This window comes from Secundilactobacillus yichangensis (assembly GCF_016861565.1).
GTDB classification, from domain to species: Bacteria; Bacillota; Bacilli; order Lactobacillales; family Lactobacillaceae; genus Secundilactobacillus; species Secundilactobacillus yichangensis.
Window position 1 is genome coordinate 220,376 of the sequence record NZ_BOLK01000003.1, and the last position, 22,857, is coordinate 243,232.

23 protein-coding genes and 1 other annotated feature (1 of these 24 running past the window's edge) are annotated in these 22,857 nt (G+C 46.3%); of the genes, 7 read left to right on the top strand and 16 right to left on the bottom strand.

The window, feature by feature from the left end; translation table 11 throughout:
* Positions 1 to 49: a binding site (T-box leader), on the top strand (it extends 178 nt beyond the left edge of the window).
* A 189-nt stretch (positions 50 to 238) separates the two neighbouring features.
* Both JUE95_RS04290 and JUE95_RS04295 read left to right on the top strand, forming a co-directional pair.
* Positions 239 to 1,870, top strand: coding sequence for a peptide ABC transporter substrate-binding protein (locus JUE95_RS04290; RefSeq protein WP_203649431.1), 1,632 nt, complete (start codon positions 239 to 241; stop codon positions 1,868 to 1,870).
* A 13-nt stretch (positions 1,871 to 1,883) separates the two neighbouring features.
* A complete protein-coding gene (locus JUE95_RS04295; protein WP_203649432.1) occupies positions 1,884 to 2,993 on the top strand; it encodes an amidohydrolase in 1,110 nt (369 codons plus the stop codon).
* 60 nt (positions 2,994 to 3,053) lie between these two features.
* On the opposite strand, the gene JUE95_RS04300 is transcribed toward JUE95_RS04295, so the two are convergent.
* A complete protein-coding gene (locus JUE95_RS04300) occupies positions 3,054 to 3,719 on the bottom strand; it encodes a phosphatase PAP2 family protein (protein ID WP_203649434.1) in 666 nt (221 codons plus the stop codon).
* A gap of 248 nt (positions 3,720 to 3,967) precedes the next feature.
* On the opposite strand from JUE95_RS04300, the gene JUE95_RS04305 reads away from it, so the two are divergent.
* On the top strand, positions 3,968 to 4,810 hold the full coding sequence (locus JUE95_RS04305) for a sulfite exporter TauE/SafE family protein (protein WP_203649436.1): 843 nt from the start codon (positions 3,968 to 3,970) through the stop codon (positions 4,808 to 4,810).
* A 4-nt stretch (positions 4,811 to 4,814) separates the two neighbouring features.
* Positions 4,815 to 5,204 (top strand): DUF1634 domain-containing protein, encoded by a 390-nt coding sequence (locus tag JUE95_RS04310; RefSeq protein ID WP_203649438.1) that lies wholly within the window; start codon positions 4,815 to 4,817, stop codon positions 5,202 to 5,204.
* Between the two features lie 131 nt (positions 5,205 to 5,335).
* On the opposite strand, the gene JUE95_RS04315 is transcribed toward JUE95_RS04310, so the two are convergent.
* On the bottom strand, positions 5,336 to 5,818 hold the full coding sequence (locus JUE95_RS04315) for a threonine/serine exporter family protein (protein WP_203649440.1): 483 nt from the start codon (positions 5,816 to 5,818) through the stop codon (positions 5,336 to 5,338).
* Positions 5,819 to 5,827: 9 nt separating this feature from the next.
* On the bottom strand, positions 5,828 to 6,577 hold the full coding sequence (locus JUE95_RS04320) for a threonine/serine exporter family protein (RefSeq protein ID WP_203649442.1): 750 nt from the start codon (positions 6,575 to 6,577) through the stop codon (positions 5,828 to 5,830).
* 175 nt (positions 6,578 to 6,752) lie between these two features.
* Between JUE95_RS04320 and JUE95_RS04325 the strand changes: the two genes are divergently transcribed.
* Entirely contained in the window at positions 6,753 to 7,082 is a 330-nt protein-coding gene (locus JUE95_RS04325; RefSeq protein ID WP_203649443.1) for a hypothetical protein, read from the top strand.
* A 41-nt stretch (positions 7,083 to 7,123) separates the two neighbouring features.
* Here JUE95_RS04325 and JUE95_RS04330 read toward each other — a convergent pair whose 3' ends face one another.
* From JUE95_RS04330 to JUE95_RS04350, 5 genes are all read right to left on the bottom strand, one after another.
* Positions 7,124 to 7,771, bottom strand: coding sequence for a metal-dependent transcriptional regulator (locus tag JUE95_RS04330; protein WP_203649444.1), 648 nt, complete (start codon positions 7,769 to 7,771; stop codon positions 7,124 to 7,126).
* 17 nt (positions 7,772 to 7,788) lie between these two features.
* Positions 7,789 to 8,712, bottom strand: coding sequence for a cation diffusion facilitator family transporter (locus JUE95_RS04335; RefSeq protein WP_203649445.1), 924 nt, complete (start codon positions 8,710 to 8,712; stop codon positions 7,789 to 7,791).
* Between the two features lie 109 nt (positions 8,713 to 8,821).
* Positions 8,822 to 9,367: a GNAT family N-acetyltransferase gene (locus tag JUE95_RS04340; protein ID WP_203649446.1), complete on the bottom strand. Its 546-nt coding sequence runs from the start codon at positions 9,365 to 9,367 to the stop codon at positions 8,822 to 8,824.
* Positions 9,368 to 10,050: 683 nt separating this feature from the next.
* Complete coding sequence (locus tag JUE95_RS04345; RefSeq protein ID WP_373305663.1) at positions 10,051 to 11,415, bottom strand: cytosine permease; 1,365 nt, start codon at positions 11,413 to 11,415, stop codon at positions 10,051 to 10,053.
* Between the two features lie 188 nt (positions 11,416 to 11,603).
* The gene (locus tag JUE95_RS04350; RefSeq protein WP_235995180.1) at positions 11,604 to 12,014 is read right to left on the bottom strand and encodes a hypothetical protein; all 411 of its coding nucleotides are present in this window, start codon (positions 12,012 to 12,014) and stop codon (positions 11,604 to 11,606) included.
* A 198-nt stretch (positions 12,015 to 12,212) separates the two neighbouring features.
* Between JUE95_RS04350 and JUE95_RS04355 the strand changes: the two genes are divergently transcribed.
* Positions 12,213 to 13,160: a dihydroorotate oxidase gene (locus JUE95_RS04355; RefSeq protein WP_203649447.1), complete on the top strand. Its 948-nt coding sequence runs from the start codon at positions 12,213 to 12,215 to the stop codon at positions 13,158 to 13,160.
* Between the two features lie 239 nt (positions 13,161 to 13,399).
* Here the strand turns inward: JUE95_RS04355 and JUE95_RS04360 are convergent, their stop codons facing one another.
* From JUE95_RS04360 to JUE95_RS04380, 5 genes are all read right to left on the bottom strand, one after another.
* Positions 13,400 to 14,122, bottom strand: coding sequence for a DUF1003 domain-containing protein (locus JUE95_RS04360; protein ID WP_203649448.1), 723 nt, complete (start codon positions 14,120 to 14,122; stop codon positions 13,400 to 13,402).
* A 139-nt stretch (positions 14,123 to 14,261) separates the two neighbouring features.
* Positions 14,262 to 14,453 carry a hypothetical protein gene (locus JUE95_RS04365; RefSeq protein ID WP_203649450.1) on the bottom strand — a complete coding sequence of 64 codons (192 nt, stop codon included), beginning with the start codon at positions 14,451 to 14,453 and terminating at the stop codon, positions 14,262 to 14,264.
* 170 nt (positions 14,454 to 14,623) lie between these two features.
* Positions 14,624 to 15,496, bottom strand: coding sequence for an RluA family pseudouridine synthase (locus tag JUE95_RS04370; RefSeq protein ID WP_203649452.1), 873 nt, complete (start codon positions 15,494 to 15,496; stop codon positions 14,624 to 14,626).
* A gap of 20 nt (positions 15,497 to 15,516) precedes the next feature.
* Positions 15,517 to 17,268 (bottom strand): thiamine pyrophosphate-dependent enzyme, encoded by a 1,752-nt coding sequence (locus tag JUE95_RS04375; RefSeq protein ID WP_203649454.1) that lies wholly within the window; start codon positions 17,266 to 17,268, stop codon positions 15,517 to 15,519.
* 86 nt (positions 17,269 to 17,354) lie between these two features.
* Positions 17,355 to 18,446, bottom strand: coding sequence for a glycosyl hydrolase family 8 (locus tag JUE95_RS04380; protein WP_203649456.1), 1,092 nt, complete (start codon positions 18,444 to 18,446; stop codon positions 17,355 to 17,357).
* Positions 18,447 to 18,590: 144 nt separating this feature from the next.
* On the opposite strand from JUE95_RS04380, the gene JUE95_RS04385 reads away from it, so the two are divergent.
* The gene (locus tag JUE95_RS04385) at positions 18,591 to 18,845 is read left to right on the top strand and encodes a hypothetical protein (protein WP_203649458.1); all 255 of its coding nucleotides are present in this window, start codon (positions 18,591 to 18,593) and stop codon (positions 18,843 to 18,845) included.
* A 132-nt stretch (positions 18,846 to 18,977) separates the two neighbouring features.
* Here the strand turns inward: JUE95_RS04385 and JUE95_RS04390 are convergent, their stop codons facing one another.
* The 3 genes from JUE95_RS04390 to JUE95_RS04400 all read right to left on the bottom strand — a co-directional run.
* The gene (locus JUE95_RS04390) at positions 18,978 to 21,512 is read right to left on the bottom strand and encodes a M1 family metallopeptidase (protein WP_203649460.1); all 2,535 of its coding nucleotides are present in this window, start codon (positions 21,510 to 21,512) and stop codon (positions 18,978 to 18,980) included.
* Positions 21,513 to 21,576: 64 nt separating this feature from the next.
* Positions 21,577 to 22,380, bottom strand: a complete 804-nt coding sequence (locus tag JUE95_RS04395) for a CPBP family intramembrane glutamic endopeptidase (RefSeq protein ID WP_203649462.1) — start codon at positions 22,378 to 22,380, stop codon at positions 21,577 to 21,579.
* Between the two features lie 253 nt (positions 22,381 to 22,633).
* Positions 22,634 to 22,857, bottom strand: a 224-nt coding sequence (locus JUE95_RS04400) for an IS3 family transposase (protein ID WP_203649464.1), incomplete at its 5' end; no start/stop codon positions are given.

A 22,857-nucleotide genomic window follows, 5' to 3' on the forward strand; every position in this document is an offset into this window, starting at 1 on the left:
GTGAGGTAGCTACGAACAGAGGTGGCACCACGAGATCATCGTCCTCTCAAAGATTAATTTCTTTGAGGGGATTTTTATTTGGAGTTAGAAAGGAAGTTTGCGACCATGTTTCAATTGATGATGTTTCATGTAAATACTGTAACTGCGGGGGCCAGAGAACATCACCTGCATCTTGCGCGACATAGTCTGCACAACGAATTGTCGGAATAGAACAGTTAAATTTGGGGAGGAAATGCATATGCAAAAATCAATCAGAGGTTTTATTGGAACAACACTCATTTTAGTCAGTGGGATCATCTTGGCCGGTTGCGGCAAATCAGCTTCAAAGGTCAAAACTACCGCCAACATCATGGAACAAACGGATATCTCATCACTGGATTCATCACAAATCACCGATGTTGGCGCGTTAGAGACCGTTAATAATTCGCAAGAAGGCCTGTACCGGTTAAAGAGCAACACTCAGCTGGTTCCCGGTATTGCCAAAGCAATCGTAAAGCCAACTAATGGTCAAACCGTCTACACGTTCAAATTACGGAAAAACTTAAAGTGGAGCAACGGTGATCCGCTGACCGCCGCAGATTTTGTTTACGCATGGCAGCGCGCGGTGAACCCTAAAACCAAGGCAGCCGATGCCTACATGTTCCTGCCGATTCAAAACGCTAAACAAATCGAAAAGGGCCAATTACCAATTTCCAAGCTGGGTGCCAAAGCCGTTAACAAAACAACTTTAAAGGTGACGTTAGCCCAACCAACACCCTACTTTAAGTATCTAGTAGCCGCCGTACCATTCCTGCCGCTCAATCAAAAAGTGGTTGAAAAATTCGGCAGCGCCTACGGGACCTCCGCAGCTAAAACCGTCTTCGATGGGCCGTTCACCGTTCAAAACTGGACGACATCATCCGTTAACTGGACGCTGAAAAAGAACCCCAAATATTGGGATAAGAAGTCAGTCAAATTAAACAGCGTCAAGTTTGAAGTTGCCAAATCACCCGAAACCGCACTTTCACTGTATCAGTCAGGTAAGTTAGACAACATTGTCCTTGCTGGTCAGCAAGCCGCACAAGAAAAAGCAAACAAAGGATACCTCAGCTACCCAAGTGGCGAAACCGACTACTTAGCCTACAACTTCCGCAGCAAAGCGATGCGCAATGCTAACATTCGTAAAGCCATCTCACTGGTCATCAACCGTAAGACTTTAACGCAAAACGTGTTAAAGAACGGCTCCAAAGCCCCATATGGCTTAGCACCAGAGGAGATTTCTAAGAATCCTAGCAACGGTGCTGACTTTGCCAAAGATTCCAGCGTCAAAGAATCTGTCGCTTATAACCCGACCCTAGCCAAGAAGTACTGGGTAAAAGGATTGAAACAACTGGGTGTCAAGAAGCTGAATTTACAACTTGTTTGCTACGATGTTGATGCCTTTAAGAACTCGGCTGAGTACATTCAAGCCAACGCGAAGAAATACCTTAAGGGTGCTAATATCGAGATCAACGCACAGCCTAAGGTGCAAGCCATCACCACCATGCAGAAGAAGCGCGGCTATGATATCGGCTTTACGAACTGGATTGCTTCCTACCCTGACTTAAACGAATTTTTCCAACTATTAAATACGAACAACGTTAACAATGCCGGTAACTATTCTAATAAGACTTACGACCAGCTTTACTCAAACGCCAACGTTAAGGACGTCACAAGTACCCAGAAACGTTACGATGACTTCAAGCAAGCTAACCAGATTGCAATGAAAGACCAAGCCATTGCAGCCCTAAATCAAGGTCAAATCGTACGGTTGAACAAACCCGGTTTAAAGGGCATCACCTACGCACCCGCACAAGGAATTTCGCTGAAGAATGCTTATTGGACAAAGTAAGGGAGTGTTTTCGATGACAACATTAATTAATGAAAAACAAATTTTAGCCGACTTCGACTACCTTCACACCCGTGGCGAGACTGCCTTTAACGAAGTCAACACCACCGAATATTTAGCAAAACGCTTGGACGAAATGGGTGTCTCTTACGAGCGCTTCGATGATTTTACCGGACTCATCGCGACAATCGGTAATGGCCGGCCCATCATTGGCCTCCGCTCAGACATCGATGCCCTGAAGCAGGAATATCAGGGCAAAACCCAGGTCCTGCACTCTTGCGGCCACGACTCGCACATGTCAATGGTGCTGGCGGTTGCTGGCTACTATGCTGCTAACCCCAACGAAATCCCCGGCACGCTGAAAATTATTTTCCAGCCAGCTGAAGAAACGGTCACTGGAGCTGAAAGGGTGATCAAAAGCGGTAAGTTAGGTCAACTGGATTACCTCTATGGCCTGCACGTCTGCGCAAAAAACGAAGTCCCTGGCAAACACGCCGAACCCATCATCCCGGATATTGCAACGCGGACTTATTGGGTAACCATCACCGGGAAAACGGCTCACGCCGGCCGGCCAGAATTAGGCGCCAACGTGATCGACGGCTTTAGTACGCTAAACGAAAAGTTTAAGCAAATCAAACTGGACACCAAGCTGCCCTATTCAGTCACCACAACCATGGTGAAAGCCGGTGAGTCCTCTAACATCGTGCCGGATAAAGGCACCTTCGCGGTGGATTTGAGAGCCCGTACCAATGACATGATGGATCAACTCCAAGCGCAAGCCTTTCAAGCGATGAAGGACGTTTCCGTGAATGGCATCAACGTTATCTTAGATGGTAACGACCTCTCTCCGGCAGCCATTCCAAGCGAACCGGCCATAAATAACATGAAACAAGCCATCACTCAGGTTCTGGGAGAAGATGGCCTGGTTGAGCCAGCACCTACCCAGGGCGGTGACGACTTCCACTTCTACGCTTATGACGGCGTCGTTAAGGAATCAACCATGCTTGGTTTAGGCTGTGATTTGACCCCGGGGCTGCACGTTCCCGGAATGACCTTTGATCACACAGCAATGTTTGATGGCGCAAAGATTTTGATCAACGTGATTCGATTAACAGGGCGTCAATAATTTCATATTAAAGAAAAACGCATTGGCTCTCGCCAATGCGTTTTATAGTCTTGTTTGAATCTAGTAGATCGAACGATTTAATAGTTTAACGTGGGATAACTTGGGTGCCAGCCAGAGGTATAGCCACTCGCTGATCTGCAGCCAAGCGTATGCCAAGAGCATCGCGCCAATGGTATCCGTTGGAAAATGGGCACCAAGGTAGACCCGCGATAAGGCCAGTAGAATCAACCAAATAATCATCACGGTTCGCACCAGGATAGCCTGCCAGTCTTTTTCAATCAGCGGCACGACCACGATCCATAAAATAGCAATCACCAGCGTCATGCCAAAGACGTGCCCACTGGGAAAACTAAAACCGTTGTCACTTGCCAGATGACCGATTGGCCGCTGCCGCTGAACAATGTGCTTAACCAGCGTGGCAATCACATCGCCGCCGAACAACGTACACAGTGCCCACAGCGCTGGGATGCGAAACTTAAATCCCCATAACAGAAAGGCAATTATCAGCACCCATATAATGTCAAACGTCGGGCTGCTCAAGAACGAAATTAATTTCATAAGGGCTTCCTTGGTGCCGGATTGATGTTTTTGAACAACTTGAATAATGACACTATCGATAAATTCCAGTAAACCAGATTGCGCCATGACGACAGCTGCTAAAAAAGCAAACAGGCCCCCACTGACGAGTAAGCGAAACGGTCGGTCACGCTCTTGTTGAATGATCATTGTTGCTTCCTCCCATTATTGATAACGATTTATCACTGCGAAATTGAGTATAGCATATATTATCACATGTCTGATATCGGTTTTTAATTGTTATTAGAAAATTTAGAAATCTCGTGACGCTCAAAACAATGACTGACCAGCAAGAAAGTTGTATCCGGATACAGCCACTTTCCACATTTCAAGAAAGCTGAAAGTATGCTAAAGTTGGTGGAGAATATTTAACTGCTGGTTCAAGAGAGGAACTAATCATGATTCAAACAATGCTAATAATGATGGGTGTCGGCCTGTTTGCCGGGATTGCCGGTGCAATTCTCGGCTTGGGCGGCGGCATCATCATTACACCAGTCCTGACTTTAATGATGGGCCTAGATATCAAATACGCAATTGGCGCTAGTATCATCGCTGTGATTGCAACCAGTTCAGGCTCAACGATCGCTTACTTGAGAGATGACGTACTGAACTTGCGAGTCGCCATGTTTCTGGAAATTGCGACCACCATTGGCGGGATCTCCGGCGCTTTACTCACCGGTGTTCTTGATCCCAAATACCTCTACCTGCTGTTCGGGGCGCTGCTGGTCTTTTCCGGCTGGAACATGTGGCGCAAACTGCGTCGGGGCCAAGAAGTTCTGTCGAACGTTAAGCCTGACCCAATCGCCACCAAACTTAAGCTGAACGGCTCGTATTTTGACAAAAATGAATTTAAACAAGTTGATTATCAAGTTGAAGATGTCCCCCAGGGCTTTCTAGTCATGTTAGGTGCCGGGCTGGCCAGCGGAATGCTGGGCATTGGTTCAGGTGCCTTCAAAGTGACTGCCATGGACACCTTTATGAAGATGCCGCTAAAGCCTTCTTCCGCTACCAGTAACTTAATGATGGGCGTCACTGCCGCAGCCAGCGCGACAGTCTACTTCTTTAACGGTTCCATTCTGCCAAACATCGCGGTGCCACTGGCGTTGGGAATCCTTGTAGGTGCGGTCATTGGCTCGCGGGTCATGCAAGTCTTACCTGCGCGGGTAATCCGTATCATCTTTATTCCCGTCATTTTATTCATCGGCTTGCAAATGCTGTACAAAGGAATAATCGGAGGTTAATCACATGGACGATCAATCACATCAAAATAATTCAACCCATAAAGAAATGGTTCACATCGAATTGATTATCGGCCGAATCCTGCAAATTGGCGTTATCGTCGCCGCTGTAGTCATGCTGTTTGGTCTGATTCTCCTACTGGCACATAGTGGTAACGGCGGCTATCCAGTAGGCCACCAACCAACCACCATCGGTGCCATCATAGCAGGTACCGTGGCACTAAAGCCCTACGCCGTGATGATGGTGGGTATGTTTTGCCTGATCATGACCCCGGTTTTACGGGTGGTAGTCTCAATTTACGCTTTCTATAAAGAACACGACACGCTTTACGTTTGGATCACTTCAATTGTTTTAGTCATTTTATGTGTTAGCTTTGTTATTGGGCATACGGTTTAGGGTTATTTTGCTGAAACGTGCAAAATAGCTCTGATTCCGGCCGTATAACGCAAAAGGGACGGGGTTCCCAAAACCAGGAACCCCGTCCCTTTTGCGTTATACTCTGGAATCAACCCGAGCTATTTTACACTCTACAACTTTGGATTATGCCTATTCTCATGACTCCACCGGCTAGAAAATCGTACCATCAGCCTTGCTTGTACCCGGTTCACCATTTCAGCTAACAGGAAACCAAAGGCAATTGAGCCCGCAATAACGGCCACCTGCAATAGAAAACTGATGGCTTCGGAGACGTTACCCAGCGCGAAGTTCTTGATCATCTGATAAGCTTGACCACCCGGCACAAATGGCACCATCGCCGGAATATTAAAGTTAATCACGGGCATCCGCTTATACCTGGCTGCCTGCATACTAAGAATCCCAATGATCAACGCACCAAATAAATTGGCGAAGGCGATCCCCAAATTAGCCATCAGGCACAAGCGATACGCCAGAAAGCTCAGCGCGCCGATCCAGCCACCAAGGTTAAGTCCCCTGCGCGGCACATTGATCAGTACCCCGAAGGTAACGGTTCCAATGTACGTTAAAATTAAATCAATGATTAAATTCAGCATCCGTTCACCTCACACCGCCTGCAGGATCATCGCAATGCCACTGCCAATTGCGATAGCACTCATCAAAGCTTCCATCCCTCTGGCAATTCCGCTCACTAAGTCACCCGCTAAAATATCTCTAACGGCATTGGTAAGCGGCACTCCTGGAACCAGCGGCATGACGCTACCAATAATAATGTCATCGGCACTGGTACCAAGGTGATATTTCACGGTTAAAATTGCCAAAATACCAATCACAGCAGCGGCTAAAAACTCACTGAGGAAGCGCACTTTTGCCAACCTATTGACCTCATAAAAGACTCCCCAGCCAATCAGACCGATGATACAGCTCACCAAAAAGTCGGGGTAGTTGCCCCGAAAAACCACTTCCAGGGTGCCACTGACGAGGCCTGCTGACACAAGCTGCAGCCACACCGGAAAATACCGGGGGTGTCGATCAAGATCCGTTAGTCGCTGGTCAAATTCCGCCAAGGTGATCTTGTGCGCCGCGAAGTGCCGCGACAGGTCATTAACCTGGGTAATCTTTTCCAAATCAATGGACCTGGTAGTCACCGGTTCAATTTGGGCGTTTTCTTCACCGGAAACCGACATCATGATCCCGGTAATCGTCACGTAAACCTTACTATCGGGGTACCCGGCGTTTAACGCAATTCGGCGAATCGTATCGCTCACCCTTGCAACTTCTGACCCATTTTCAATCATAATCCGGCCCGCATGCAACGCCGTCTTAATCATCAAATGACCCTGATCATTTGTCATGCCAGCTACCTCCGTTCAATAATGTTCTCCATTAGATTATACGTTGCTAAATAGGGTTCTGCTATCCTTAATTACGAGAAATGCAGACTTTTTCTTTCCCGCTATCACGTATTTGACAATTTGTGGCCGATAGGTAATGCTTAATACATTGAATTAGAAATGAGGAACGATTATATTGAGCTATTATCTTTGCGCAGGCTTCACTTTAATCAGTGCTGCCGTCAGTTTCGGCTTTTCAATCGAAGCCTACCAATCAGCTAAGAAACAGACCGAAAGCTCGCTAACGACCGCAAAATACGCTGTGTCGCGAAGCCTCGCTTTTCTGATTGTGGCAATTGGGCTTGTCATATTTGCTTCACGGCCATATTTGATTGCCTTAGCCACTGCCATGACGCTGGTTCAGCTATTTGACGGCATCATTGGGATAAAGGTCAGTTTATTCAAAACAGTTGGCCCGCTTTTAACGGCTGTAGTGAATGCCATTTTATTATTCCTGTTAATTTAAAAAAGAAGCTAGTTGCCATCTGGCAACTAGCTTCTCTTAGTTCACTCCACAAAAATATAGTGAGCGGCTTTATACCCAATAGTCAAATCCTGCTTATCGGTTAAATTAGTCACCAGTACGGGGCCTTCAAAGGGATCATGCTTGTTGACTTTTAGTTTGTCGCCAATGTCCAGCTTGATATCGCCTAAATAAGTCAGCAGATCATGGTTATCAATGAACCGGGTCACAGTGACCGTTTCACCGTCTTTAACGGCGTTTAAGATCAAGTGAGATTCACTGGCAAAACGGCCGTTCCGATCAGGAATCGTCCCCCCGTGGGGGCATCTCTCCGGGTGATCCAAAGCGTCATCCATTGCGTTCGCTAATTTTTCACTGGTCACATGTTCCAGCTTTTCAGCTTCAACATCCAAGTCTGGCAGCGCAAAGCCTAATTTTTTAACCAAAAAGGTTTCCCACAGACGGTGCTTCCGAACCAGTGTGACCGCCCTTTTTCGACCGGCATCAGTCAGTGAAATACCAGCGTATGGTTCGTGGTTAACAAGACCTTCCTCAACCATTTTGTTGATCATTTCAGTGACTGAACCAGCCGCAATGTTAAGACTAATGGCGATCTGCTTGTTCGAAACCTTCTCACTCGCGCCACCAAGTTCAAAGATAATCTTCAAATAATCCTCTTTCATGGGTGTCATAGTTATCTTACTCCTTGCTATTCTTCATTTTGCCGTTTTAAAAGTTGCTCATCTAAATCTTCGTTTAAAATCATTTCTTCACCGCGTCCACGGACATCTTCGGCTTGCAATGTCACGTGACAGATACCGTACTTCTTAGCCAGAACCTCTTCCACCTGATGGTAAATCGGTTCTGCTTCACTTAATAGCATGTCACGCATATTGATGTGTGCCGAAAACATAATTCGATTTTCGTCGATCATCCAAACGTGAATGTGGTGAACACTTGTAATACCATCAATTTTCATTAAATCGCGCTTAATCGCATCGTAATCCATCTGGGGCGCGCCCTGCATCAAAATCGTAATGGTGTGACGAACAATCGGACATGATTCAAACGTAATGTAAGCGGCCACGATTATCGTAATAATGGGGTCAATGATAGTGACATTGTACCACTGAATCATGATTGCGCCGAAAATAACACCAACTGACGATAACGTATCGCTCAACAGATGCAGGTAAGTCGCTTTCATATTCAAATTATGCTTGGAGCCGCGATGCATCAAAATTGCTGACGCTAAGTTTGCCGCCAAGCCAACGATGGCGACACTCATCATCAGTTCACCATTGATGGTTTCGGGATGGCTAAGCCTCTTGATTGCTTCGACCACCAGGAAAATGGAGACCACGATCAGCAACAAGGCATTCAGCATCGCTGCTAAAATCTGTGCCCGACCGTAGCCAAAGGTATTTCGCTCATCCTCATTTCGCAAACTGATTCGGTGTGCAATATAACTGATCACAATGGAAAAAGTATCACCTAAGTTATGAAAGGCATCAGAGAGCAGTGACAGACTGCCGGATAGTAGACCACCGACTGCTTCGACTATTGTAATGGCACCGTTTAAGACGGTAACCGTGAAAAACTTTCTTCCTGTCATACGTTTCTCTTCTGCCATACTGATACCCCCTAGAAGATAATACTATCACATTTTTAGGGAAATGCCGTTACTAAGTTAGGCATATAAAATAAAAACGCCCACCGAATTGGCGAACGTTTTGATTGAATCAATGAGTCTTAACAAGTGACCCAGTTTTAGTTAGTTTTTCGTAAGCGTAATCGTGCACAGCGGTATCCGCGTCAGCCAGAACTTCAACAGTCCCAGTTTCGCTGAAACCAGCCTTCTTGATCACGTGTTGCATGCCCTTGTTATCAGGATGCGTATCGATTCGGATACCCTTAATAGAAGAGTTATCTTCGATTTCCTTGAAGATTGCGGCAAATAATTTACCGGATAAGCCCTGACCGCGATGGTTAGCAGAAACGGCTACCCGGTGGATGGCAACGTACGTATCGTCGTGCGTCAGCCATTCGCCATCGATTTCTTCATAACTTTCGTCTGGTGCTGGAATGACTGCAGCCGTACCTAACACTTCGTAGCCTTCAACAAGCACTACCGTGTGACCGTTTTGAATGTCATTAACCAGCACGCTGGTATTCGGATATCCCCCCTGCCATTGATCAATGTTTTGAGCCGCCAGGTGAGTTTTCCCATCCTGGATGATTGATTCGATTTGTGGTAAATCCTTCATTTCTGCGCGACGTAAATACATTTGTTCCACCCCTTTATTTTCACAAGATTTTGATATCTTAACCTGTATAAACGCAGATGTCTAGTAAAATCGCTCGAAATTTACCTAATAATTTCATTAAGAAATTTCTAATTTTTAAAAGCTGTTAAACGGGGATTGTAAGCGGACTAAAAAGTGGGTTTCACAGGAAGATTGTGAAAAAAGAATTGGCTCCATGGGGGGTAGGTACGGGGCTCTGGGGTTTAGATCACTAAGTATTGGCACACTAATCTCATTTAGCGAAAACGTGTTCCAACAAGCAGAGACTTGCATCTAAGGCAACCCTGACAGAAATCCAAGACCGGGATTTCCGTCAGGGTTGCCTTAGACTCCAGTCTCTAACCGCTTGTTTACACACTCTACACGAAAAGACTCCCCCAGTTTTTCACTGAAGGAGCCTTCCGAGTGGTTGGGTGACCGGCCAGCACTGAGAAAATCAATTTCTTAATTTTCACTTACCCGTCAATCAGATACGATTACTGGCTCAGCTTACACTGAACACTCAAAGCGCATTGTAGCGCCATCCATGGCAAATCTGTCAAGTTTAGCGACTAGCGACGTTTATCAAACTACATTCAAAGACAAACTTCAAAAGTATTTCCAGTATCAGCCAGTCATATCCTACCACTATAGTAAGAATAACATTATCAAACACTTATGGGAACCTATTCACCCTGCTTTTGTGTGAATTTCATGAGGATGCCGTACAGAACCATGCTAAGAATAATCACGACGAAAGTCGCCCCGATAGTATCCGCAATAATCGCAACGTGCTTCAGTCCAATATAGCAAGCTACCGAGACCACCCACACGAAAATGGCAATCCAGTTAACACCGCCGTGATACCAATACTGTCCGTGAAGTTTTGTGAAATCATCAATGTGATACTGACGGTGTCTTAACCAGAAGTAGTCCGCTAGGAAAATCCCGATTTCCGGTCCTAAGACCATGCCAATACCGTTTAAAAAGGCTTCAAAAATCGTCAAAAATGATGCAACAAAGATGGGAAGAAACGTGACGGCAGTGGCAACCAATGTAACCACCCACAGGCTGACTCTCAGACTTAGTCGGCGTGTCATATTTGTCAGCGCCGAACCAGCTGACATCAGATTAACTGCGTTGGCAGTGGTACTGGTCAGGATGATCACGATCATGGCTAAGAAACCCAGTCCGAGCTTGCTGGCAATGGTACTGGGATCAGAATTGTTCGGATCAAAATGGTTCAGCGTGATCGCCGTGCCAATCGTAGCAATCAACCCGATAAAGGCAAACCAGAACAACCCGAGGTTCGCACCGAGAAACGATGCCTGCGTAGCGTTTTTCTTCACACCAGTAAAGCGCGAAAAGTCACTAGCAGCAGTCACCCAAGCCAAGTTAAAGGCCGCTAATACATCAATGGCCGCGCCGGGTGTCATTTTCAAATCATGAGGTGGCTGCCAGTTCAGAATTTCATGGAAGGAAACCGTTTGAAAAACCACAACGGATTCCCAAATCACGAAGATAAATACCAGCACGATACCAATTCGCTCAATCAGCTGAACTGACCGCTGTCCAAGAGAAATACTGAGGAGGTGAAAAATACTCATAACAATGATTCCTACCGCCAGGCCCATGGTACCGCCGGGTTTACCGTACACCGGCCAGCCAAACAAGTCGTGGAATAAGAAACTCATTGAAGTAGCGGCAATAAAAGTATTCACTGCAGCCCAGCCGATAAACTGAATCAGGTTAATGACCGATGGCAAAAGGCTGCCCCGTAACCCAAAGGAAGCCCGGGTCAACGTCATGGCGGTGAGGCCAGTTTTATAGCCCATGTAACTAGCGGCTGCCAAAAGCAAATAAGAAATAATCCCCGTCACGATCAACGTGGTTGATGCCGTTAGAAAACCGCAAGCGGCAATTACACCACCGATATACCACGTTCCGTTATTAGCATTGGCACCAACCCAAGTCGCAAACATATCCCAATAAGACATGTGCCGCGCTGCCATCGGAATCGCGGGAACTCGTCCTAACCCATTCTTTGCCAACTAAACCACTCTCCATTCAGCGTTTAATAGTGTTCCTGATATCCCCAACAAAAAACACCTCTATGCCCGCAGGTATAGAGGTGTCGTTATTTATTGCTGTTGCCAGCGCCGACCCTTTATTAGCCTCACGGGACTAAGTTTAAAAGGTTTATTAATTGAATTTAGTATAGGTTTCCGCATGATACTTGTCAACTGACGATTTGATGCCACTCCGCTTCGTCAGCCCGGGAGATGTCATTTAAAAATTTCAGTACTCGCTGTGCCCGCTTTTCCTGCTGAGCAAATAGACTGTTTAGCCCAGCACCAGTTGTCAACGGCTGGCCTAATCGTAACTGCTTGTCCTGACGGGTGCCTTCCGCAAAGGCGACGACCATTTCACCGCTGTCAATCGTGGTAAACAAGAAGAACAGACTATACGGATCATCGTCAACAAGGTACGCCGGCATTGCCCAGATCCCCTCCTGCAACTCACGCAGCTCGGAATCACCGAACCGGTAGTCCAGGTGGTTTTGCTGGTTGATGGGTGTCTTCAAAAATAGCATCATCTCATCAAACTTATCGTCGCCCAGCTTTAAAGCTGCGTTATCATTTTCACTCAATGTGTGGACCTCCCTTAAACTTTTAAGGTCTATCTTACCAGTTTTTTACCGCAATTGTCTGCTGAAATTCTTGGAATACTGGAAGTTAATTAAAATATCCTCGTTTCTGGCAAACCGTATCTTGACTCTGACAAATTTATACTGTACAGTTAACGACAATTGAATACCAAATAAATTCAGACAGGGAGCTGATTTTTGATGACGAGTTTAGCAACGAGTATTGGTGGCAGAACCTTTGATAACTGCATGATGAATGCGGCGGGGATTCGCTGCCAGAACAAGAAAGATTTGGACGCACTGGTCGCATCTCGTGCCGGCGCTTACGTTACGAAGAGTGCCACGCCGCAAAAACGGGCGGGGAACCCTTCACCGCGGATGCACACTTTACCTAATAAGGGCAGTATTAATTCCATGGGTCTGCCAAACAACGGCCTGGATTACTACTTAGATTATGTAGTCGACGACCAGCATAAACGGCCCGATGCCACCAACTTTCTTTCCGTGGCTGGCACAAGTTTGGAAGATAACTTAGCCATGCTGCACCAGATTCAGGAATCTGAATATCACGGTTTTGTGGAATTAAACTTATCCTGCCCAAACGTTCCGGGAAAGCCGCAAGTCGGTTATGACTTTGACCGGGTTAACGAAGTACTGGATGAAGTTTTCAAGTTCTACACCAAACCGCTGGGCGTGAAACTGCCACCCTACTTTGATTTAGTTCACTTTGACCAAATTGCGGCAATTTTAAACCAGTACCCACTGACCTTCGTCAATTCAATCAACAGTATCGGTAACGCACTAGTGGTTGATCCTCAGACGGAACGGGTGGTTATTCGACCTAAGGGTGGTTTTGGCGGCATTGGCGGTGCGTCAGTCAAGCCAACCGCTCTCGCTAACGTGCGGGGATTGGCATTGCGGCTAAAACCAGAAATCGCTATTGTGGGAACTGGTGGCATTACAACCGGTGTGGATGTTTTTGAACACATCTTATGCGGTGCTTCCATGGTTCAAATCGGTACGCAGTTCGGCTATGAAGGTACGGCAATCTTTGACCGCCTTGCAGAAGAACTAAAAGCAATTATGAATCAAAAGGGCTACACAAATATCACTGAATTTCGTGGTAAGCTCAAAACGTTTGATGATTAAACAATCTACAAAGAGTGTGCGACAAAACTCGGTAGATTCCTGAATTTAACGTAAAGAATGCCTATTCCGGCGAACTTTGTCGGAGTAGGCATTCTTTGCGTTAAATGGCCGGAATCTGAGTTTTAGAGCATGATTAGGCTATATTAACGTGTTGAACTAAAATACGATTACAACAAGATTTAGCTAATAGGCTGATTGAAATTCTTACCAACATAAACTTATGGCACAGCCTGTTTTTTTCATTCTTTAGTCTCCCGCAGTTCAGCGAGCTCCGAGCGAATTTCCGACAGGATTTCAATTTGTAATTTTTCAATCTCCAAGGTATGGGGAATCTGGTTTTGAGAGAGATGATCCAGCTTCGCGTGCAGGATTCGCAATTCGTGTTCTGATTTCAAGTTAACGTGGAAATCATTTTCAGCCGCCATGCGATCACGGTCAGCCGAACGGTTTTGACTCATCATGATGATGGGTGCTTGAATCGCTGAAATGCAGCTTAATACCAAGTTAAGTAAAATAAATGGAAAGCGGTCAAAGTGAATCCCAAATAATTGCAGACTGTTGACTAGCATCCAGGAAATCAAAACGAAGACAAAGATCCCGATGAAGCCCCAGCTACCGCCAAAACGAGCAACGTCATCCGCCACTCGTTCACCAAAGGTCAGACTCTTGTTAAGGGTTTCGTTAACGTCGGTAATTTCGTAATCGTCGCTTTGCATCGCCCTGGTCAGCTTACGGTTGATTTTATGGCTTTGTTTGAGATCCGAGTTGATCATCGCGTCAACGTTAGCCAACCGATATTTTAGCAAATGATGCCCACAAATAAAATCGGTAACCTTTGCTTTGGGATAATCGTGTTTGACCCGCTGCCGAATCGCAGTGGATAGATCAGCTAAGTACAACCCTTCATCAACGTGGTAGTCTTTTCCATCCACGATGCATTGTACCCTTAGATTTTCTGCCATGCGCTTCACTCCTCTCGTCAATAGTTTACCGCAAAAACACCCGCCGCAAAACGGCTGTTTTGCGGCGGGTGTCATTTGGAAATCGTCTGAGTACGGTGTTTCAAATTAATGGCGACAAACAGATGTCTACAGCAACGGTTTATTCTGTAACTAAGTCCTTGTCAACAAACGGTTTCTTGGCAGCTTTTAAAGAAGCTTTCATCTCAGCCATGTGCTTTACAAACTTTTCGTCCTTAAGGTCACAGTCAAACCACGATAGTTCAGAAAGGTTTTCGTCCATTTGGGATAAAATCTTTGCAATCGCCTGCTGTGACTCATCATTAGTTGTCATCAAATTCACTCCTTAGTAGTTTTTACAATTGCCATAATACAGAATTTCTGGGGAATAGCAAGCGTTTTACTCTAAAAAGTTCACTATGAGATGATTTCTTACCTTTCCGCCGTTTTCAACATAATTTACTCAGATAATCATTCATTGAACTGCATGTATTTTCAAATTATTCACTTAATCACTTTTAGCATATCGGCCGGTAAATCAGCTTCGAAATGACGGGGGTCACCAGTGACAGGATCTTGATAATCCAATTGGTATGCGTGCAGTGCCTGACGGTTAATTAGGTCTGCGGGACCACCATAAAGTGCATCACCAAGCAACGGATGACCAATCGATCTAAAGTGCGCCCGAATCTGGTGCGTCCGGCCCGTGTGCAGTAGCACCTCCACCAACGTCCAATTGGTACTGCTCTGCCGAACCCAATATTCCGTTTGGGCGGATTTACCGTCTGGTGCCACAACCTGATCAAAACCATCAGCTGAACGTTTTAAGGGCGCATCAATTAAATCGTGGTCGTGATCCAACTGACCGCTGACAATTGCCAAATAACGTTTCTTTAAACGATGATCAGCCAACTGCTGGTTCAGCCAGGAATTAGCTAACCGATGTTTAGCAATCAGCACTAATCCGCTGGTATCGCGATCCAGACGGGTAATGATGTGCGGGACCAGATTTTGATCGCCAGTTGCAGTTAAATGTCCCTTGACCCGGTTGACTAAGGTATCGGTTCGGTTACTTGGGCCAGGTACCGAAGTTAATCCAGCCGGTTTTAAAACCACCAGTGTGTTGGCGTCTTCACTGACAACTTCCAACGCTTCTGTACTAACGGGCACTTCCGGATCGGCCGGTTCCACCGGGACGACTAGTGTCACTTTATCGCCCGGATTCACTTTAACCGCAGGCTTTTTCGTAGCGTCATTGACTAATATTTCCCCGTTACTCTGGTTCAGTTGCGTAAACATCCGGTGGCTGACGCCGTGCTGGCTTAAAACCTGTTTTGCCGATAAACCAGAATCAGTTACCGTCCACGTAAATTCCATTTAGTTGCTTCGCTCCAATCTCAATTCTCTGCTTCAATTCGGTTTAAGATACGTCTCAGTGATGGATAACGGTCACCATCTAAATGGTTCTTAACCCGGAATTGGCCAATCATTCTGTCCGAGTACTTATCCGGATCCAGTATCATCATGCTGGTATCCAGCGGTGCTTCATCCGTCACGATAGCATCCAACACGATTGGCTGCTTATCACCAGCCGCCACGTGCTGTTTGATGTTTTCGACTGCTGCATTTAAGCTGTCATCATCGGTGACTCGCAGACCAATGGCACCCATATTTTCCGCAACTCCGGCCCAGTTCGCGTTCATAAACTTCAGTGCGTAATCACTTTGACCAGTCTTGGCCTTCTCCTGGCGAATAAACCCATAGCCGCCATTTTCAAGCACCACGTTAATAATCGGCAGCTGATACTGAACCTGAGTCAGCAGATCCTGAACCACCATTGAAAAGCCGCCGTCACCCGAAACGGTGATCACTTGACGATCCGGATAACTTAACTTAGCGGCAATTCCAGCTGATAGCGCGTAACCCATGGCACCAAACCAAGAGGACATGGTCATTTGCTGGCCATCACCAAACGGCAGCATCCGCGTTGACCACACGGTATTATTGCCAATATCCAGTCCATAAATGGTATCGTCGGTCACTAACTCAGCTACTTTTCGTAAGACGGCTTCTGGTGTCAATAAACCATCCGGTCGCGCTGCTACCCGTTCGTTCAAGTAACCCTGCCAATTCTTGCGAGCAGTATGACAGGCTTTCAAAAAGTTGCTTTCTGGTGCGTTATCATTTTCTGCTTTAATCACCCGTGCTAAGTAGCTTTTGGCGTCCGCCTGCACCATCTGTGTTGCTGGGAACTGCTCGCCTAGAGCCTGAGCACGCTGATTGACTTGAATCGTTTTAATGTTGCCTGGCATAAACCGCATGAACGGATAACTGGTGCCGACCATGACGACCAAATCCGCCATGTGCATCGCTTCAAAGGCCGGCTGCGTACCAATCGTCCCCTGGGGGCCTAAATTATTTTCAAAATCACTGGGCACATAGCCTACTGCTGGTGCCGTGGTGATCACTGGTAAACCGAACTTCTTAGAGAACGCCACCGCTTCTGACTGTGCATGACGAATCCCCGTACCAACCAGCATCACCGGCCGCTTAGCCTGTTTGATCAGCGAAATGGTTTCAGCAACCTGCTCGTCTGTGCCAGTTAAAACTTGCTTCGGCAGTCTGTGAACTGGCAGTGCCTGATAATCAATTTCAACGTTGGCCAAATCGTCCGGAATAATCACTACCGATGGTGATTGCGTTTCGTAGGCTGCTTGAATTGCTGCCCGAATCGTCCCTGGAACCTGCTTGGCGTCACTGACCTGGCGGTGAAAGGTATCCAGCCCGGCAAACAGTTCATCTTCATCCATATCTTGCAGATAGTGAGTATTCATCATGCCGGTAGCAACGTTACTGATGATCACGAGCATTGGCGTGTGATCCATTTTCGCATCACACAGGCCATAGATCAGATGAACGGCACCCGGCCCCACGGCAGCCAAAGCAACCCCGATTTTACCGGTGAGCTTCGACTCAGCTGCAGCTGCCAGCGCGCCAACTTCTTCGTGGCGAACCTGAATGTAGCGAACCAGATCCTGTTCGGCCGCGAAACCGTCGATCAGCGAATCTGCGGGAATACCATAAACGTGATCCACTTGCCAATTAGCTAATTCCTTTACCAGAGCTTGAGATGCCTTCATCTGTGCCATAGCAATGCCTCCTACATATAAGTTACCCTTATTTTACCATGTTCGTTAGGCAAAATATTTTCTGACTGGTATTTGTCCTTTTAAACTTAGTAACCAGTAGAAATTAAGGCTTGCAGGTCATTGAAAGCGTAGCTGACTTTTTGATTAGCGTCGCCTAGTCCACCCTGTATAACTGAGCGGCGATCTTGGATTTGAAACCGCCAGACTTGATTCATAGCCAGCTGGTATAAGCGCGGATGCCTGGTAACGGCAAAAATTCGGGCAGCGATGGCATAGTTGGCGGCTGACTCTCCCCAGTTACTTACAGTACCGTTAATCTGATACCGGTTATATAACGTACTGCTAGTGACTTTATGACTTAACCACTGTAACGATGCAGCACGCAGATGCTTTACTTCCGCTAGGTGCAGGAGGGTTAATAGCACTTCCGAGGTATTCAGCGGTTGTCGCGAATATTGCTTATGTGACCAGTTATAATTGGCAGCATACAGTGGCAGCTTAGAGCCAAGGTACCCCCTTTGAACCAGTCGTAGCTGACGAGCATAGTTTTGCTTCGTTTCGAATGCTCTTAGCGTAAGCAAATCGTAATAAGCAAGCGAAGTCAGCGAACTGACTTGGTGAGAATGAACGTCATAGAAATCCCGCAGCTGTCCAGTTTGTCCCACTTTCTGTTTGAGGCGAGCAAATCGCTGAACCGCCTTTTCCTGATATCGACGATCATGATTTAAAGCGGCGTATAAACTCAGACTGCGGATCACCCGCAAATCATCTAAAGTGGCGTTTACCCTAGAACGCTTTTTAGTACCGAGCTGCAACTGATACATCAGTAAACCATCTGTACCGAAAGCTTTGGCCGTTTGGCGATAAGTCTCCCGGAACTGAGCCTTTTTACCAGACTGAGCAAGGTAAATCAGCCACAGCCCTGCTGACTCAGAAAGAACTACGCCGTTATCCCCACCAGTTTGATTTTGGCTGAGAACACCCGCTGGTTTAATCAGATTCGTCGAAACAAATTTTCTTAGCTGGTCGACCCGTTCCTGCTGATGACCATATTTTGTTGGCGGTATAAATGTATCCGTAGGCTGGTTAGTTGTCGGCCCGTTTCCCTGTTTAGGCGTGCACCCGGCAATCATTGCAATCAAGAATAGGCCGCATAGCAGCAGCTGAATTCGTTTCATAGTTGATTTCTCCTGTTTATCTATCACGGTATTTCGGTTATACTGTTAGGAAAGAACATTCGTTCGGAAAGTGATGTGAAGTAATTGAATCCCACGGAGTTACAAGCGTATCTAGCAGCTAATAGTCAGGTTGAGTCCCTTTTTATGGAAAAGGCGCTACCCTATCTGAACGATGAAAACTTAAAACGGGCCCCCGCTAGGCGGTATAATAGTGCCATTATTCAACGTCAAGCTGACAAACTGTATGACGAATTTATCGAACAAGTTCACGGTAAAATTAGCCAACAGATCCGCGGTGAGCAGGATCAGACTGCTTGGAAGAAACTGATTGAGCAAAATAATTTACTGGAAGAACTAGAAGACTCTATGGCCGACCTCAATTTTGGTGCAGAGGAATAGACCAAATCACTATTAATAGATTACCTTAAACAAACGGATTTAACGAGTCATAACTACCCGTGAATTTAAATCGATACAAATAGCCACCAGTGTATTAGTGAACGACTAATATACTGGTGGCTTATTTTTTAATTATTCAACTTCATCAGCAACCGCTTGATTCACGGCCTCTTTTTCAGCTTCAATCAGCGCTACCCGGCTTTCAATCACTTTAATGTCCATTGTGATTTCACGCGTCAGGCCTGGCGTATTAATTTTCGGTTCAAAGAAAGCTTTGAATTCTGACAACCGGTCAGCAGTCTTGAAGACACCGGTAATGACCGTAATGTACGTGGCAAACTCCATGTCGCCGCCAACCGTATCTTCCAGCCACTGCCAATCGTTGCGGATCCAATCCCAAGCAGCCTGCTCACCGTGAGCATTCGCTAGGACGCCACGGAACCAGCCACGCAGATCTTGCGGTTTAATCACATCGGCATTCTCAAACTGAGCAATCAGTTTGCCGATCAATGCAGCGTCTGGCGTGCTGGTCAAAGCAGCTCGGATACTGCTCTTGTAACTGGCGTCAGCAGTCTGACGGTAATCAGCTAGCAGCTGATCAAACAGTTTCTCACTACCGTAGTGTTTGACCTCGTTGGTCAGTACCAAACCACGGATATCAGCTGATAGGGTTGATAACTTGGTTTGATTAGCCATGAAGATCTGGTGAGCTGCCACAATGGCATCACTATTCTGAGCGTATAACGCCGCGTTCAAAATCGTTGGCCGTGCCAGCTGATCATCATTAGATTCACCCGCTACCGGCTGCCAGCCAAGCCGTTTAACCTGGGCTGAACTCAGCCGGTCAAACAACTGCTGCAGCTGCTTTTCAGCGATTGAATCTGGCAAAACAAACTTCTTTAAGTTATTTGCCAAACTGTATAACGCGGTGATGACAACTGCTGCTTTACTGTCAGCAAACCGTTTCAGTAACGGCACCACGCTGGCATATGAAATCTGTTGCCCTTCAGCTAATAAGCGCAAATCCTGCATCAGCTGCAGCTGGGTAATGGCATCGAATTGATCCAAATGCGCCAAAATATCGTTCAGCAAAGTATCATCATAGTGGACGATAAAGTGTGAGTTGTTGCCAACGTTCACACGGAACGGTTCATTAAGGCGTTTGCGGACATCGTCATATTGACCCAATGATAATTTATCATCCTTAAAAATCACTGGTGCCTGCGGATCGTTGCTGTTCAGCGGGATCTGCCAGCGACGGCCGGCGTTTTTGCCCTCACCAATAAAGAATTGGTGCTGTTTCAAGGTCAGTTCACCATCGATCACCTGGGCGTCAACAACTGGATAACCAGGCTGCTCCAGCCAGGAATTCATGATGGCACCAACATCCAAATCAGACGCTTCACCCAGTGCTGACCATAAATCAGCACCAGTGGCGTTACCGTACTGGTGCGCTTCAAAGTACTTTCTTAAGCCTTTACGCAAAGCATCGTCGCCAATCAATGAACGAACCATCACTAGCATCCGAGCCCCCTTAGCGTAAACGATGGCGCTATCAAACAGCGCGTCGATTTCCGCTGGATCTTCCACTGACACGTGAACGGACTGGACACCATCAGTAGCATCCCGGTTCAGTGCCATCGGCGCTTCACTCGTCTGGAAGGTTTCCCAGATGTGCCAGTCAGGTTCAATGGCATCAACCGCCACGTATTCCATCATGTTAGCAAAGCTTTCGTTGAGCCACAGATCATCCCACCATTTCATCGTCACTAGGTCACCAAACCACTGGTGAGCCAGTTCGTGAGCAATAACCGTCGCAACTAACTGTTTCATTTCCAACGAGGTATTGTCAGGATCTAACAGTAAGTATGCTTCCCGATAAGTGACCAGGCCCCAGTTTTCCATGGCTCCGGCTGAGAAGTCTGGTAAAGCCAGCTGCCATGAATGCGGCAACGGATACGAGGTCTGATAAAAGTCTTCGTAAAATTCAATGGAACGCTTAGCAATATCCAGAGCAAAGTCCAGTTTGCTAGCCTTGTGTGCCTTGGTACCAAACACGCCAACGGTAACACCGCTCTTGGTCTTAGTCTGCTTAGACTGCAGTTCACCAAAGGCAAAAGCAATCAGATACGTGGACATCTTCATCGTGGTATCGAAGTAGTGGACACCATTTTCCGTCCGAACTTCGGGCATGTTGCTGATAATCGTTTCGCCCGGATGTTCATCAAATTTAATGGCTAAATCAAAAGTCGCTTTCGCTTCGGGTTCGTCGATGCTAGGAAACGCTTGACGCGCAAAGGTCGTCTCAAATTGAGTCCCAATGATCTGCTTCTTTTCGCCATTTACTTCGTAGTATGAGGGGTAAATTCCCATCATGGAATCGGTCAACGGTGCAATATAAGTAACAGTCAGTGTAGTCTCACCAGCTTGCTTCAAGTTAATGCGAATGGCTTCAGATGGCTGATCAAGTTGAAAATCAACTGTCTGACCATCCGCCTCAACAGCGGTCACCTTTAAATACTTCTGGTGCAAAGAAATAGCGGTTTGCGAGGCGTTCCCCGTAATTGTGGTTTTTCCGGAAATCAGCTTCGTTTCCCGGTTAATGTCGAGATATAAGTCATAATGACTGGGTTGAAAGGTCTCATAAAAATGGTTTGTTTCTGTCATACATTGGCCTCCATTAATAGTTAGAATACGTCCATTATACGACTTTCGTTCACGGGCTGGTGGTTTAAAGTACGCTGTTTAATCCAATACCACGATGATGATTAATCAAAGTATTGACCTTCACCAAATATAGCAGTGCGATGATCAACAGCGGCGTAAAAATAATCAAATCAGCCGCCCAGCTGCCATCCCCTTGCATCTGCGCAGTAATGGTAGGATCAAAATCAATCAGCGAATGAATCACTAACCCCACCCAAATACCGTTAGTAGAAATACGGATCGCGGAAAACGCCATCCCAATCACAAAGGCGTAGAATACCTGCTGCAACGTCGTTTGAACACTCTGCCCGTTAAATAAATGGGATAAATGAAGCAGACCAAACACCAGACTGCTGGCAGTTGCCGTCCATAGCAAAGATTGGTTTTTAGACTGGAAAATACCCAAGAAGAAGGAAAATAACAGTCCACGGCACAGCGTCTCCTCAAAGATTCCAGCCGAAAGTGCAATCAGGGCAATATTAAAAAGCTGGACCGGTGTTAAGCCCATTGAAAAAATGACGTGAAGTTTCAATGATAAGATACTGATAAAAAAGAACAGGATTAAAGCTAGCCAAATCCTGATAGGCCGCTGATACCCGATTGACCCTGGTGATGTGATCCTAACCGTTTTGAAAAAGTAAGCCATGATTAATCCTAAGACCACAGCTAATATCAACCTTGCAGCCGCATAGCCAAACGTCACGATGCCATGATCCGTCATAGTTATCATTTGCCGTAAAAAATAAGAAACCCCGAAAAAAATGACTAAACTCCCAGCAATGGCGCCTAATTTCCAGCGCTGATTACCGACAGCTTTTAAATTATACATAAACTGCCTCCAAGTAAATGAATTAACACTACGATACCACATGGCAGCTGATCGCCAAAGACTTGAGCGCTCCTTAACATTTGATCATCGGCGAAATCGTCAACGTTGGCCGTGGTTGGTTTACCACCGCATCCGTAAAGGAATCGGATAGTTTCAAGCAGATGCTGCTAGTTGCTTTGCGTCATTTTAACGAACTGTAAAAAAGCTCAAGCGGCTCGACTCCTGTCAAGTGGACAGTCAAATAATTAAAAGTTTATGCGCAATTTTGAATGGCATGATTTCGGTATTTTTCCGGGGTCATGCCATTTAGTGTTTGTTGCAGACGTTCCTTGTTGTACCAATAAATATACTGGTTAATTAAGGTAATTAGTTCAGTCTTGGAGCTTGCCTTGTGGTATGCGAAAAACTCATCCTTCATATGGCTCCAAAATGACTCCATAGGACTATTATCACCAGGTGTACCGGCACGTGACATGC